We start from the raw sequence: 14,500 nt of genomic DNA on the forward strand, positions 1-14,500 counted from the left end.
CATTCCCGCGTGCGCCGCCGGCGCACCGGTGCTCGTCGTGCCCGCATACCGGGCGTTCGTCGCCCGTCCGGGCGCAGAAGGAGGAACCATGTCGATCCACACCCCGCAACGCATCCTGGTCGCGCCGAGCGGATTCAAGGAGAGCCTCAGCGCCGAGGCCGTGGCCCAGGCGATCGCCGCCGGTGTGCGACGGGTCATCCCCGGCGTGCAGGTGGACGAATACCCCGTTCCCGATGGCGGGGAGGGCACCGCCGCCGCGCTCGCCGCAGCCACCGGAGGAGAGCTCATCGCGCTCCGGGTCACGGGCCCGGTCGGTGATCCGGTCGAGGCGCAGTGGGCGCGACTGGGCGGACACGCATCGGGTACGGCCGTCGTCGAGATGGCGTCTGCCGCAGGGCTGCGACTCGTGCCGCGCGACCGGCGGGACCCGGGGGCGACCACGACCCGCGGCGTCGGCGAACTGATCGCTGCGGCTCTCGACGCCGGTGTCGAGCGGATCGTGGTCGGCTGCGGCGACTCCGGCACGAGTGACGGCGGCGCCGGTGCGCTCGAAGCGCTGGGCGCACGCATCCTCGATCGCGACGGTGTACCGCTGGCCGCCGGGGGACGCCACCTCGGCGAGGCGGTCCACCTCGACCTCACCGGCCTTCATCCCCGTATCGGTGAGGTGGAGATCGTGCTCGCCTGCAACATCCACAACGTCCTGTGCGGGCCGCGCGGCGTGGCCAGGGTCTTCGGACCGCAGAAGGGCGCGACCCCGCAGCAGGTGGAGCAGCTTGCGGAGGCTCTCGACGTCTGGGCCGCTCTGCTCGAGGAGCAGAGCCCGTTCGGCGCGGCGATGGACGTGCGCACGGGTGCGGGCACAGGGGCATCGGGTGGACTCGGTGCCGGGTTGGCCGCGGTGCTCGGCGCCCGTCTCGCTCCTCGTTTCGAAGTGCTGCTCGACAGCGGGCTGCTGCCCGAACCTCTCGACGAGCTGATGTCGGGCGCGGACCTCGTGATCACGGCCGAGGGCGCCATCGACTTCCAGACTCCCCGCGGCAAGGTGCCCGCCGAGATCGCGATGCGCGCGCGGGTCGCGGGCGTCCCGGTCCTCGGCATCGCCGGATCGCTCGGCGTGGGCGCCCCGGCCGTGCACGACATCGGCATCGACGCGATCGCCTCGATCATCACCGTGCCGATGCCGCTCGAAGAAGCGGTGGAGCACGGCGAGGCGTTGCTGCGCGACGCCGCGGAGCGCAGTATGAGGATGGTTCTGCTCGGGTCGGCGATGTCGGCGCGAGCAGCGTGAAAGCTCCGCCTGGGTCCCGCGGGCGGCTTCACTGCCACCCCCTCGGTAGGATCGAGGGGTGGCAGTGAACCAAGAACTGGTCGGCCGGGAGTTCCCGCCGACGGCCCCGTACCTCGTCGGCCGTGAGAAGGTGCGCGAGTTCGCGCGTGCCGTCTTCGCCGACGCTCCGCAGCACACCGACGTCAAGGCGGCCCGCGCGGCGGGCTTCTCCGACGTGGTGGCGCCGCCGACCTTCGCGATGGTCATCCAGGACCTCACGCTCCAGCAGCTGCTGGGGCAGGAGGACTCGGGCATCGTGCTCGCGCGCACCATCCACGCGGAGCAGCGCTTCACGTACACGCGGCCCATCGTCGCGGGCGACGAGCTCACCGCACAGCTGCGCGTGACCGGCATCCGGATGATGGGGGGCAACGCGATGATCACCAGCGAGGCGGAGATCACCGACCCCGCGGGTGCCCACGTCGTGACCGCGACCAGCGTGCTGCTGGTCGGCGCGGACAGCACGGATGAAGGGGAGGCCGTCTGATGGGCTACACCGTCGGAGACGTGATCGCCGAGCGCACCGTGCACCTCACCCGCGAATCGCTCGTGCGCTACGCGGGAGCATCCGGAGACTTCAACCCCATCCACTACCGCGACGACGTGGCGGCGTCCGTCGGGCTCCCGGGCGTCCTCGCCCACGGCATGCTCACGATGGGCATCGCGTCCTCGGTCGTCGTCGCGGCCCTCGACCCCGCGACGCGGATCCTCGACTACGGCGTGCGCTTCACGAAGCCGGTCGTCGTCGACCCGGTCGACGGTGCGGACGTGAAGGTCGTCGCGACCGTCGGTGCGGTCGACGAGCAGGTCGCACGCATCGACCTCAAGGTCACGTTCGGCGAGACCACCGTGCTCGTCAAGGCGCAGCTGCGCGTCGCCGTCTGATGAGGGCGGTCTGATGCGGGAGATCGAGCCGGTTCGTCTGGCGGAGCTGACGACGCTCCGCACGGGCGCAGCGCCGGAGCGGATGTTCGAGGCGACGACGACCGAGGGTCTCGTCGAGTCCCTTCGTGAGACGTGGGTGCGCGGCGACGAGTGGTTCGTCCTCGGCGGCGGCTCCAACCTGTTCGTCGGCGACGAGCCCTTCGAAGGTACCGTGATCCGAGTGCGTACGGAGGGCATCGAAGAGCTTCCCTCCCCGCACCCGGGTCGCATCCGTCTGCGCGCGCAGGCCGGACACGGCTGGGACGATCTGGTCGCCTACGCGGTGGCCCACGGCTATGCGGGACTCGAGGCGATGAGTGGAATCCCCGGAACCGTCGGCGCCGCCCCCGTGCAGAACATCGGTGCGTACGGGCAGGAGATCCAGGAGACGCTGGTCGAGGTCGAGCTGATCGACGAGTCGACCGGCGAGATCTCGACCGTTCCGGCGGCCGACCTGGGCCTCGGCTTCCGTACTTCGGTGCTCAAGCACCACCACGGAAGCGTGCCGCAGCGTCGTGCCGTGATCCTCACGGTGACCGTCGACCTGCTGATCGCCGGGGAGCGCGTGGTCCGCGGCGAGCAGTTGCGGCGTGCGCTCGGCCTCGTCGACGAGACGCCGGTCCCGCTCAGCTGGGTCAGGGAGCGGATCCTCGCCACCCGCGCGTCGAAGGGGATGATCCTGGACGATGCGGATCCTGACACGCACGGCGTCGGATCCTTCTTCCAGAACGCCATCGTGACCGCGGCGGTGGCCAGGTCGCTGCCGCCCGAGTGCCCGCGCTGGCCGGTCGCCCCGGACCTCGATGCGGTGACCGTGATCCCTCTCGCCGCCTACGACGGGCAGGTTCCGCCGTCGAAGCCCGCGACCGTCTCCGACGTCAAGGTGAGCGCGGCCTGGCTGATCGAACAGGCCGGCATCCGCAAGGGGTTCAAGCTCCCGCGCTCACGCGCATCGGTGTCGACGAAGCACGCGCTCGCCCTGACCAACCGGGGTGGTGCGACGGCGGCAGAGGTCTCCGAGCTCGCACGGTTCATCCAGAGCAGGGTGCACGCCGAGTTCGGTCTCGTGCTGCAGCCGGAGCCCGTGCTGGTGGGCGTCGACCTGTAGGACCTCGACGGTCGCGGATACACTCGCGGCATGAGCGGACTGATCCCGTACCTGCTGTTCCCCGGCAACGCCGCAGAGGCGCTCCATCACTACCAGGGCGTGTTCGGGGGTGACCTGCAGCTGTTCGACTACGCCGCAGCAGGGCGTCATGACGGGCCGGGCGATGCGGTCGCGCACGGGCAGCTGAGCGGGCTCGTCGAGCTCGCCGGCGCGGATGCCGGTGCCGATGACGACGCCGTCCAGATGGGCGGCATGTTCCTGTCCCTCCTCGGCACGGCCGACGCTCTGACCCTGACCGAGTGGTTCGACAAGCTCGCCGCCGACGGGCGAGTGCTCGACGCCTTGCAGAAGCGACCCTGGGGTGACTACGACGGCACGCTCGTCGACCGCTACGGCATCCGCTGGCTGATCGGCTTCCATCCCGAGGACTGACCGCCGAGACCCCCGCCACACGTCGAGACCCCCTCGCAGCACCGCAGCTGCGAGGGGGTCTCGACGGTCAGCGGGGGTCTCGGCGGACGGAGCGGGACCGGACGGAGCGGGACCGGACGGAGCGGGACCGGACGGAGCGGGACCGGACGGAGCGGGACCGGACGGAGCGGGACCGGACGGAGCGGGACCGCGTCAGGCGAACAGGCGCTGGAGGCGCTGCACGCCCTCGAGCAGCTGGTCGTCGCCGAGCGCATACGACATGCGGATGTAGCCGGAGGGACCGAAGGCCTCGCCGGGCACGACCGCGACCTCGGCCTCGTCGAGGATGAGGTCGGCGAGCTCGAGCGAGGTGGTCGGCGTGACGCCGCGCCAGGTCCGACCGAGCAGGCCCTGCACGTCGGGGTAGACGTAGAACGCGCCGAGGGGGTTCGGGACGACGAGGCCGTCGATCTTCGACAGCTCCGACACGATGAGGCGGCGGCGACGGTCGAAGGCCTCGCGGAACTGCTCGGCCTCGGTCTGCGGACCGTTGAGCGCGGCGATGGCAGCCTTCTGCGCGACGTTGTTCACGTTGCTGGTGAGGTGCGACTGCAGGTTCCCGGCGATCTTGATGGCGTCGGTCGGGCCGACCATCCAGCCCACCCTCCACCCGGTCATGGCGTAGGTCTTCGCGACCCCGTTGACGAGGATCGTCTGACCGGCGACCTCGGGCACCGCCTCGACGATCGAGGTGGCCTTGACACCTTCATAGGTGAGGTTCTGGTAGATCTCGTCGCTGATGATCCAGATGCCGTGCTCGAGCGCCCACTGTCCGATGGCACGCGTCTCTTTCGCGGTGTACACCGATCCGGTCGGGTTCGACGGCGACACGAAGACGAGCACGGTGGTTCGTGCGGTGCGCGCGGCCTCGAGCTGCTCGACCGTGACCTTGTAGTCCTGGTCGGCGCCGGCGAAGACCTCGACCGGGGTGCCGTCGGCGAGACGGATGGCCTCGGGGTACGTGGTCCAGTACGGCGCGGGGAGCAGCACCTCGTCGCCGGGGTTCACGACGGCCTGGAACGCCTGGTAGACGGACTGCTTGCCACCGTTCGTCACGATGACCTGGCTGGGGGAGACCTCCAACCCGGAGTCGCGCAGGGTCTTCGCGGCGATCGCCTCACGCAGCGCCGGGAGGCCGGGAGCGGGCGTGTACCGGTAGCTCGCGGGGTCGGCGAGGGCCTCCGCGGCGGCGTCCACGATGAACTGCGGCGTCGCGAAATCGGGCTCGCCGGCGGCGTAGGAGATGACGTCCTTGCCCTCGGCCTTGAGGGCCTTGGCCTTGGCATCGACCTTGAGGGTCGCGGACTCGGCGATGGCGGACAGCTTGCGGGAGAGAGGAGCGCGTTCGGTCACGACTACGAGCGTACTCGGGTCGATGCGGCGCGGGAGGTGTGGGATGTCGCCAAGATCCGAGGTTCTTCCGGGTCCGGAAGGTCAGTCGGTCGGGAAGCCGTGCGCCTGCGCGACGGCGGGGAGGGTGATGTGCCCGTTCTGGACGTTCAGTCCCTTCGCGAGCGCGGCATCCTCGGACGCGGCACGCTCCCAGCCCTTGCCGGCGATCGCCGAGACGTAGGGCAGCGTCGCGTTGGTCAGCGCACGGGTCGCGGTCTCGGGAACCGCGCCGGGCATGTTCGCGACGCAGTAGTAGATCGAGTCGTGCACGGCGAACGTGGGGTCGTCGTGAGTGGTCGGGCGCGAGCCCTCGAAGCACCCGCCCTGATCGATCGCGATGTCGACGAGCACGGATCCCGGCTTCATCGCGGCGACCATGTCGTCGGTGACGAGTTTGGGGGCAGCGGCGCCGGGGATCAGCACGGAGCCGATCACGAGGTCGGCGGTCCTGAGCTCTTCGGCGATGTCGTAGCGGCTCGAGGCGCGGGTCTCCAGCGCGCCGCCGTAGCGGTGCTCGAGCTCGCGCAGGCGGGGGAGGGAGACATCGATCACGGTCACGTTCGAGCCGAGTCCGAGGGCGTTCGCGGCGGCATGCTCACCGGCGACGCCGCCTCCGATCACGACGGTCTTGGCGCGAGGGGTGCCGGCGATGCCACCGAGGAGCATTCCGCGACCACCTTGCGAGCGCAGCAGTGAGTGCGAGCCCATGACCACGGAGAGCCGTCCGGCGATCTCGCTCATCGGCACGAGCAGCGGCAGGCTGCGGTCGGGCAGCTGCACGGTCTCGTAGGCGACGGCCGTCGTCCCGGCATCCACGAGCGCGGTGGTCAGCGCGCGGTCGGCGGCGAGGTGGAGGTAGGTGAAGAGCGTGAGGTCGGGCCGCAGGAAGCCGTACTCCTGGGCGATCGGCTCCTTGACCTTGATAAGCAGATCGGCTTCGCCCCAGGCCTCGGCGGCGGTCGCGACGATCTCGGCGCCGGCGGCGCGGTAGGTCTCGTCCGTGATGCCGGAGCCGAGCCCTGCGCCGGTCTGCACGAGCACGCGGTGGCCTTCGTGGACCAACCGATCGGCGCCGGCGGGGGTGAGGGCGACGCGGTTCTCGTTGTTCTTGACCTCGGTGGGGACGCCGATCTTCATTGATCCTCCAGGGGTGTGATGAGGTGACTGACCCAGGATCGCAGAAACATCGCCAGATCAACAGAATCAGTGAAGATGATTCGTCGATGCCCGAAATCCTGAATAATGCTTCGTATGGAGATGCCTTCTGACGCCCCGGGGCCGAACAGCGTTCGGGCGCCCGCGCTCGATGCGATCGACGCGAGGATCGTGCAGCTGCTCACCGCCGACGGACGGATGACGAATGCGGAGCTCGCCGCTCGGCTCGGGGTCGCACCGTCGACCGCGCACACGCGGCTGCGCGCGCTGATCGATCGGGGGGTGATCACCGGGTTCCACGCGAGCGTCGACGAGCGGAAGCTGGGGGCCGGGCTCCAGGCGATCATCGGGGTGACCCTGCGTCCGAGCGGTCGCCGGGAGAGCATCGTCGAGTTCGCCGACCGGGTGCGTGTCCTCCCGCCCGTGATCCAGGTGTTCTTCCTCGGCGGTGACGATGACTTCCTCCTGCACATCGCGGTCGCCGACTCGTCGGAGATGCGGGAGTTCGTGCTCGAGCATCTGTCGGCCCAGAGCAGCGTCGCCTCCACCCGCACCAGCATCGTGTTCGACTATCACCGCAACTCGGTGGCCGCGTCGTTCCACTGAGCGGAGTGAGTCGTCAGCGGACGAGCGGGGAGTCCAGGACCGCCGCCAGGCGAGCCACCGCCTCCTCGACGAGTGCATCATCGAGGTGTCCGTACCCGAGGACGAGCGCATCCGGAGGATCGGCCGTGTCGGTGTAGCGGTGCAGCGGGGTGAGGGCGAGCCCCTCGGCGGACCCGGCATCGACCACGGCGGACGCGCGGGCGTGGGTCGGCAACGTCAGCACCAGGTGCATGCCGGCGGCGATGCCCGACACCCGCAGCTCGGGGAGCTCGGCCGTGAGCGCGTCGAGCAGCCGTTGCCTCCGACGACGGAACCGTGTGCGCGAAGCGCGCAGGTGTCGCTCGAAGTCACCCTGGGTGAGGAAGTGCGCGAGGGCAGCCTGATCGATCAGTGACGGCGCACTCGGGGACGGCGCGGGGGTGAGGCCCGGCGGCAGCACCATCCACCCGAGGCCCAGCGCGGGCGAGACCGATTTCGACAGCGAACCGATCAGCACGACGCTGTCGGGCGCGAGTCGCTGCAGTGCGGGGACGGGACGCCGGTCGTAGCGGAACTCGGCGTCGTAGTCGTCTTCGATGACGAGCCCCGCGCAGTCCCGTGCCCAGCGGACCAGCTGCTCGCGACGGGCGGGCGCGAGCGCGGCTCCGAGCGGGAACTGATGCGCCGGAGTCACGAGCGCGGCACGTGCTCCCGTGCGAGCGGCGAGGGCGGCGAGCATCTCGGTGTCGACGCCGTCGTCATCGACCGGGACGGGTACCGGACGCAGCCCGTTGTGTTCGGCGATCACGCGCAGTCGTGGCCAGCTCGGGTCCTCCACCAGGATCGTCCGGTGCCCGCGCCCGTGCAGTTCCCGCGTGAGGATGTCCATGCCGTCGGTCGCGCCGTGGGTGATCGAGACGCGATCGGGTTCGGCATCCGCATGGCGCGATCGGGCGAGGTAGGCGGCGACGGCGGCGCGGGCGGGAGCGTATCCGAAGGGATGCGCAGCGATGAGGTCGCGATCGGGGAGGTCGGCGAGACCGGCGCGCACGGCTGCCGCCCACCGTGATCGAGGAGTGGCACGGAGGTCGGGGATGCCCGGGCGCAGGTCGTAGCGGATGGGTGGCGCGGGGGCCGCTACGGGAGTCGGTGCGAGGTCGCGCGGCCACGGACGATCGGGGAGGCGGGCGGCGTTCGGCATCACCGGCCGTTCGGCGACCCTCGTCGCGGACCCGGTCCGCGCCTCCAGCACGCCCTCGGCGACGAGCTGCCCGTAGGCCTCGGTCACCACCCACCGTGAGACTCCCAGCGTCTCCGCCAGGGCCCGGCTCGGCGGCACCGCGGCTCCGGGGGAGAGTCGTCCCTCGTCGATCGCTCGGCGTACGGCTGACTCCACCCGATCCCGTAGTGGCAGGCGCACGGAAGGCCCGCTCTCGGCACCCAGGTCGAGGAGGGTCTCCCACGCGAGAATCGGTCTGGTGTTCTGCATCGTGATTGGAGTGTATCCCCGAGCCGATTCGTCTCTAGCGTGGAGCCATCCCCCGAGAAAGGACCTCCATGCAATACCGCACCCTCTCCGACGGCCGTACCTCGTTCGACGTCTCGACCCTGTGCCTGGGGGCCATGAACTTCGGCACCCGCACCGATGAGGCCACCTCGCGTGCGATCCTCGACCGCTTCGTCGAGGCGGGCGGCACGTTCATCGACACCGCCAACAACTACAGCCTCTGGGGCAACGGCACCGGTCGCGACAGCGAGGATCTGCTCGGGCGCTGGATGAGTGACCGCGGCAACCGTGACGCGCTGCGCATCGCCACCAAACTCGGCGCCGCGCAGAAGGATCCGTCCAAGCCTCTTTCGAACACGCCGCCGACGAACTTCGAGGGTCTCTCCGCCGAGGTCATCCGACGGCAGGCTCCCGAGAGCGCACGGCACCTGGGCATCGAACACATCGACGTGCTGTACGGGCACGTGGACGACAGCGAGGTTCCGCTCGCTGAGACGGTCGGCGCGTTCGGCGAGCTTCAGGCGGAGGGCCTCGTCGGCATCACCGGCATCTCCAACGTCCCGACCTGGAGGGTGGTGGAGGCGCGAGAGGAAGCGCGGCGACTCGGCATCGCGCCCTACGGCGTGGTGCAGCAGCAGTACAGCTACCTGTACCCCGCGCCACGCCTCGGGCGGAACAACTTCGTCACGCCCGGGCTGCTCGACTACGCGGCCTCCACCGGCGCCGCCGAGCGTCCGCCGCTCGCCCTCACCGTGTACTCACCGCTGCATCAGGGAGGGATCGCGCGTCTCGACAAGCCGCTGTGGGGCGGCGTCGATCATCCGTCCAGTCACGCTCGCCGTGCGCTGCTGCACGAGGTCGCCGGGGAGATCGGCGCGACACCGAACCAGGTTGCCCTGGCGTGGCTCCTCGGTGCACAGGTGCCGGTGATCCCGGTCGTCGGGGTATCGTCGCTCGCCCAATTGGAGGAGGCGTTGGGTGCGGCGGATCTCGTGCTCGACGCGGAGATCCGCGAACGCCTCGACGCCGAGCCGGGCGAGGCTCGCTGAGCAGGCTCGCGAGTCAGGCGCCGTTCCGCGCTCCCGGCCAAGCCTTTCCGGTCGGCCCGGCTCGGGATCGGGAAGAGCCCCCGGGTGCGGTGTCCGCCGCGATCCCGAGGGCTCTTCGTCTATCGCTCAGTCCTCGTCGACCAGGAACCGGCTGTAGGCGCCGAGTGTGAGAAAGGTCGGGAACTCCTCGCGCAGCGCGACCTCACGGAAGATCTCCGCCGCATCGTCGAAGCGGTCGCCGTGGCTGCGCGTCGCCTGGGCGAGCACCTGGGCGATGAGTCCCTCGATGTACTCGGCGGTGATGGGGGTGCCGTCCTCGGTGGTGCGGTCCTGGTGGATCCACTGCCACACCTGCGAACGGCTGATCTCCGCGGTCGCGGCATCCTCCATCAGGTTGTCGATCGCCACGGCGCCCAGTCCGCGCAGCCAGGCTTCGAGGTAGCGGATGGCGACCGAGACGTTGTCCCGCACACCCTGCGCGGTGATCGGCCGTCCGATGTGCAGGTCGAGCAGATCACGCGCCTCCACGTGCACGTCGTCGCGCTGACGGTCGACCTGATTCGGACGATCGCCCAGGACGGCGTCGAACTCCGCCTGCGCCGTGGGGATCAGGTCGGGGTGCGCGACCCAGGTGCCGTCGAAGCCGTCGCCCGCCTCGCGCTTCTTGTCGGCCGTGACCTTCTCGATGGCACGCGCCGTCACCTCGGGGTCACGACGGTTCGGGATGAACGCGCTCATGCCGCCGATGGCGAAGGCTCCCCGCTTGTGGCAGGTCTGCACGAGCAGGTCGGTGTACGCCCGCATGAACGGCACCGTCATCGTGACCTCGCTGCGGTCGGGGAGCACGAACCGCGCCCCGCGACCCCGGTAGTTCTTGATGATCGAGAAGATGTAGTCCCACCGCCCGGCGTTCAGCCCCGCGCAGTGGTCGCGCAGCTCGTAGAGGATCTCGTCCATCTCGAATGCGGCAGGCAGCGTCTCGATCAGCACGGTCGCGCGGATGGTGCCGTGCGGGATGCCGATGTACTCCTCGCTGAAGGAGAAGACGTCGTCCCACAGCTTCGCCTCTTCGCTCGACTCGAGCTTGGCGATGTAGAAGTACGGTCCGCGACCGCTCTCGATCAGCGCCTGCGCGTTGTGCAGGAAGTACAGCCCGAAGTCGACGAGCGAGCCGGACGCCGAGGTGCGACGACCCGCACGGTCGGTGAACGCGATGTGCTTCTCCGGCAGGTGCCATCCGCGCGGGCGCATCACGATCGTGGGGGTGCGCTCCGCCGTGACGCGGTACTCCTTGCCTTCCGGAGAGGTGAACGACAGCTCGCCGCGGATGGCGTCGCGCAGTGAGAGCTGCCCCTCGATCACGTTCTTCCAGGTCGGGCTCGTGGCATCCTCCTGGTCGGCGAGCCACACGCGTGCTCCGGAGTTGAGGGCGTTGATCGTCATCTTCGGGTCGGTCGGGCCGGTGATCTCGACGCGCCGGTCCTCGAGGCCGGGTCCTGCGCCGGCGACGCGCCAGTCGCGGTCTTCCCGGATGTGTGCCGTGTCCTCTCGGAAGCGCGGGTCGTGTCCGTTGCCGATCTCGAAGCGCCGACGCATCCGGTCGGCGAGTCTGTCATGGCGACGGGCGGCGAACCGGTGGTGCAGTTCGGTCAGGAAGGCGATCGCCTCGGGCGTCAGGATCTCCTCGTAGCGTTCGCGGAGGGGTCCGGTGACCTCGATCGCAGGGCCCAGCTGGGTCGTCTGGATCGGGCCCGTGGTCGGGGGAGCGGTGGGAGTGGTCATGATCGTGGGTCCTTTGCGTTGCGGGGATGCCGAGAGACGGTCGACGCCCCCTCCTGTCGTCGACACCCCCTCCGGCTCGCGTGGGAGGGCGGGGGTCTCGACGGGGAGAGGGGGCCTCGACGGAGGCGGCATCGGCTGACGGATCAGTGGAACTGTGCGGCCTCGGTGGAGCCGGCCAGGGCGAGGGTCGCGCTTTCGGGGTTGAGCGCGGTGGAGATGACGTCGAAGTATCCGGTGCCCGCCTCGCGCTGGTGCTTGGTGGCGGTGTAGCCGTGGGCTTCGGCGGCGAACTCGGCTTCCTGCAGCTCCACGTAGGCGCTCATGGCGCGATCGGCGTAGCCGCGGGCGAGGTCGAACATCGAGTGGTTCAGGGCGTGGAAGCCGGCCAGGGTGATGAACTGGAACTTGTAGCCCAGGTCTGCCAACTCCTGCTGGAACGTCGCGATCTCGGCGTCCGACAGGTGCTTCTTCCAGTTGAAGCTCGGCGAGCAGTTGTAGGCCAGGAGCTTACCGGGGAACTGTGCGTGGATGGCCGCGGCGAAGTCCCGGGCGAGCTGGATGTCGGGCTCGCCCGTCTCGACCCACAGCAGATCGGCGTAGGGGGCGAAGGCGAGACCGCGGCTGATGACCGACTCCAGGCCGGGGCGGATCCGGTAGAACCCCTCGGTGGTGCGCTCGCCGGTGGTGAACTCCTGGTCGCGCTCGTCGACGTCGCTGGTGAGCAGGTCGGCGGCGAGGGCGTCCGTGCGGGCGATGATCACGGTCGGGACCCCTGCCACGTCGGCCGCGAGGCGAGCGGCGTTCAGGGTGCGGATGTGCTGCTGGGTGGGCACGAGCACCTTGCCGCCGAGGTGGCCGCACTTCTTCTCGCTGGCCAGCTGGTCCTCCCAGTGGATGCCGGCAGCACCGGACTGGATGAGCGACTGTGCGAGCTCGTAGGCGTTGAGGGGTCCGCCGAAGCCGGCCTCCGCGTCGGCGACGATCGGGGCGAGCCAGTCCTGGGTGGTCTCGCCCTCCGCGTGCTCGAGCTGGTCCTGACGCAGGAGCGCGTTGTTGATGCGGCGCACGACGGCCGGCACCGAGTTCGCGGGGTAGAGCGACTGGTCGGGGTAGGTCTGTCCGGCCAGGTTGCCGTCGGCGGCGACCTGCCATCCGGAGAGGTAGATGGCCTTGAGGCCGGCGCGCACCTGCTGCACGGCCTGGCCGCCCGTGTAGGCGCCGAGTGCCCGGACGTAGTCCTCGGTGTGCAGGAGGTTCCAGAGGTTGTCGGCGCCTCGGTGGGCGAGCGTGGCCTCTTCGCGGACCGAACCCCGGATGCGGATGACGTCCTCCGCCGAGTACGTGCGCTCGACGCCGTCCCAGCGGGGATCGGTGTCCCAGATCTCCTGGAGTTCAGCGGCCGTCTGAACCTGGTCGCCGGCTCGCAGACCGGCGGGGCGGGGCGTCGGGGTGTGGGCGGTGTTCGTCATGGTGTCTCCTCGGTGGATCCGGCTGCGGTGCCGGTGTGGCGTGGTTCCACTGTGCGTGAAGTTCAGGCATCTGAACGACCGATTCCACGCAGAAGTTTCGTCATTCTTCTGCTTCTGTGACAGAATCGCCTCCACTCGCTCCGACCATCGGCGGTCGAAGTGCAAAAACGCGCCGGAAGCGCCTCGTGGAGGGGCGTTTCTGATCCCGCGCGGGGTGCGAGCAAGAGGCGAGCAAAAGAGGAGTGGGATGGATACCGCAGAAGAGACCGACGCCCTCACGATCGGTCGACGCATCCGACAGCTGCGCACCGCGCGCGGGATGACGCTCGACGACCTCGCCTCGGCGGTCGATCGCGCCCCCAGTCAGATGTCGATGATCGAGACCGGCAAGCGAGAGCCGAAGCTCACGCAGCTGCAGACGATCGCCCGCGCGCTCGGCGTCACCATCGACGCGCTGCTGGAGGGGGAGCCGCTCGACGAACGCAGCGCGGTCGAGATCGCGCTGGAGCGGGCGATGAAGGGACAGACGTTCCAGGCCCTCGGCATCGAGCCGTTCCGGATCGCGAAGAGCGTGCCGACCGACGCGTTGAAGGCGCTGCTGGCGCTGCACGGCGAGATCGACCGGCTCAAGGACGAGCGGGCCGCCACCCCGGAGGAGGCCCGGCGGGCGAACGTGGAGCTGCGGCACCTCATGCGTCGTCAGGACAACCACTTCGCCGACCTCGAGGCGAAGGCCGCGGAGATCCTCGCCGCCGTCGGGCACCCCGGTGGCCCCCTCACCCAGCGCACCGCCTCCGAGATCGCGGCGTACCTCGGGTTCACGCTGCACTACGCGCCCGACCTCCCGCAGACCACCCGCAGCGTCGCGGACCTCGCGAACGGAAGGCTGTACCTGTCCAGCAGCGTGCCGGCCAAGGGCGATGCCCGCACCGCGGTGCTGCAGGCGCTGTCGAGCCGCATCCTCGGGCACTCCGAGCCGCGCAGCTACGCCGAGTTCCTGCGGCAGCGTGTCGAGACCAACTACCTCACCGGGGCGCTCCTCATCCCCGAGGGGCACGTGGTCCCGGCGCTGAAAGACGCCAAGCAGCGGCGGGCGATCTCGATCGAGGATCTGCGCGACGCGTACTCGGTGTCGTACGAGACGGCGGCGCATCGCTTCACGAACCTCGCGACGCGGCATCTCGACATCCCGGTGCACTTCCTCAAGGTGCACGAGTCGGGCACGATCACGAAGGCGTACGAGAACGACGACGTGAACTTCCCCACCGACCGTCTCGGGGCGATCGAGGGACAGATGTGCTGCCGCAAGTGGACGTCGCGAGTGGTGTTCGACGAGGACGACCGCTTCAACCCGTACTACCAGTACACCGATACCGGCAACGGGACCTACTGGTGCACCGCGCGGGTCGAGGCGTCGAGCGAGGGGCTGCACTCGGTCAGCGTGGGCGTGCGCTTCGATGACACGCGGTGGTTCGTCGGGCGCGACACCTCGCACCGCGGTGTCTCGAAGCACTCCGTCGAGGTCTGCTGTCGACGGGCACCTGCCGAGCTGGAGGAGCGCTGGCGCGAGAACTCCTGGCCCAATGTGAAGACCCCGCGCACGCTGCTGGCGACCCTGCCGACCGGGTCGTTCCCCGGCGTCGACACGACCGACGTGTACGAGTTCCTGGAGGCCCACGCCCCTCGATGAGTCCCTGCCACCCTTTCGCAGTTCGTCAAAAGTTAGTT

The 14,500-nt window shown here is 69.8% G+C and carries 13 protein-coding genes; 8 read left to right on the plus strand and 5 right to left on the minus strand.

The window, feature by feature from the left end:
- Positions 1-88: 88 nt before the first annotated feature.
- The 5 genes from KV397_RS03700 to KV397_RS03720 are packed head-to-tail and all read left to right on the plus strand — an operon-like array spanning position 89 to position 3,794.
- Positions 89-1,291 (plus strand): glycerate kinase family protein, encoded by a 1,203-nt coding sequence (locus tag KV397_RS03700; protein WP_131492343.1) that lies wholly within the window; start codon positions 89-91, stop codon positions 1,289-1,291.
- 58 nt (positions 1,292-1,349) lie between these two features.
- Complete coding sequence (locus KV397_RS03705) at positions 1,350-1,817, plus strand: FAS1-like dehydratase domain-containing protein (RefSeq protein ID WP_047524846.1); 468 nt, start codon at positions 1,350-1,352, stop codon at positions 1,815-1,817.
- Complete coding sequence (locus tag KV397_RS03710) at positions 1,817-2,215, plus strand: MaoC/PaaZ C-terminal domain-containing protein (RefSeq protein ID WP_047524845.1); 399 nt, start codon at positions 1,817-1,819, stop codon at positions 2,213-2,215. The genes KV397_RS03705 and KV397_RS03710 overlap by 1 nt, the downstream gene beginning before the upstream one ends.
- A gap of 13 nt (positions 2,216-2,228) precedes the next feature.
- A complete protein-coding gene (locus KV397_RS03715) occupies positions 2,229-3,362 on the plus strand; it encodes a UDP-N-acetylmuramate dehydrogenase (RefSeq protein ID WP_261812187.1) in 1,134 nt (377 codons plus the stop codon).
- Positions 3,363-3,392: 30 nt separating this feature from the next.
- Positions 3,393-3,794 carry a VOC family protein gene (locus KV397_RS03720; protein WP_047524843.1) on the plus strand — a complete coding sequence of 134 codons (402 nt, stop codon included), beginning with the start codon at positions 3,393-3,395 and terminating at the stop codon, positions 3,792-3,794.
- A gap of 192 nt (positions 3,795-3,986) precedes the next feature.
- Here the strand turns inward: KV397_RS03720 and KV397_RS03725 are convergent, their stop codons facing one another.
- Both KV397_RS03725 and ald read right to left on the minus strand, forming a co-directional pair.
- Positions 3,987-5,186, minus strand: a complete 1,200-nt coding sequence (locus tag KV397_RS03725) for a pyridoxal phosphate-dependent aminotransferase (protein ID WP_131492341.1) — start codon at positions 5,184-5,186, stop codon at positions 3,987-3,989.
- Positions 5,187-5,267: 81 nt separating this feature from the next.
- Entirely contained in the window at positions 5,268-6,362 is a 1,095-nt protein-coding gene (gene ald / locus KV397_RS03730; RefSeq protein ID WP_131492340.1) for an alanine dehydrogenase, read from the minus strand.
- A 105-nt stretch (positions 6,363-6,467) separates the two neighbouring features.
- Between ald and KV397_RS03735 the strand changes: the two genes are divergently transcribed.
- The gene (locus tag KV397_RS03735; protein ID WP_131492339.1) at positions 6,468-6,986 is read left to right on the plus strand and encodes an Lrp/AsnC family transcriptional regulator; all 519 of its coding nucleotides are present in this window, start codon (positions 6,468-6,470) and stop codon (positions 6,984-6,986) included.
- 13 nt (positions 6,987-6,999) lie between these two features.
- On the opposite strand, the gene pdxR is transcribed toward KV397_RS03735, so the two are convergent.
- On the minus strand, positions 7,000-8,454 hold the full coding sequence (gene pdxR, locus KV397_RS03740; protein ID WP_261812188.1) for a MocR-like pyridoxine biosynthesis transcription factor PdxR: 1,455 nt from the start codon (positions 8,452-8,454) through the stop codon (positions 7,000-7,002).
- Positions 8,455-8,522: 68 nt separating this feature from the next.
- On the opposite strand from pdxR, the gene KV397_RS03745 reads away from it, so the two are divergent.
- Positions 8,523-9,521: an aldo/keto reductase gene (locus KV397_RS03745; protein ID WP_261812189.1), complete on the plus strand. Its 999-nt coding sequence runs from the start codon at positions 8,523-8,525 to the stop codon at positions 9,519-9,521.
- Positions 9,522-9,647: 126 nt separating this feature from the next.
- Here KV397_RS03745 and aceB read toward each other — a convergent pair whose 3' ends face one another.
- Positions 9,648-11,303 (minus strand): malate synthase A, encoded by a 1,656-nt coding sequence (gene aceB, locus KV397_RS03750; RefSeq protein WP_153242787.1) that lies wholly within the window; start codon positions 11,301-11,303, stop codon positions 9,648-9,650.
- A 143-nt stretch (positions 11,304-11,446) separates the two neighbouring features.
- Positions 11,447-12,772 (minus strand): isocitrate lyase, encoded by a 1,326-nt coding sequence (aceA, locus tag KV397_RS03755; RefSeq protein WP_131494298.1) that lies wholly within the window; start codon positions 12,770-12,772, stop codon positions 11,447-11,449.
- Between the two features lie 247 nt (positions 12,773-13,019).
- Here aceA and KV397_RS03760 point away from each other — a divergent pair, with 247 nt between their 5' ends.
- Positions 13,020-14,462 (plus strand): helix-turn-helix transcriptional regulator, encoded by a 1,443-nt coding sequence (locus tag KV397_RS03760; protein ID WP_261812190.1) that lies wholly within the window; start codon positions 13,020-13,022, stop codon positions 14,460-14,462.
- The last annotated feature ends 38 nt before the right edge of the window (positions 14,463-14,500 follow it).

It is taken from the genome of Microbacterium aurugineum (assembly GCF_023101205.1).
GTDB classification, from domain to species: Bacteria; Actinomycetota; Actinomycetes; order Actinomycetales; family Microbacteriaceae; genus Microbacterium; species Microbacterium aurugineum.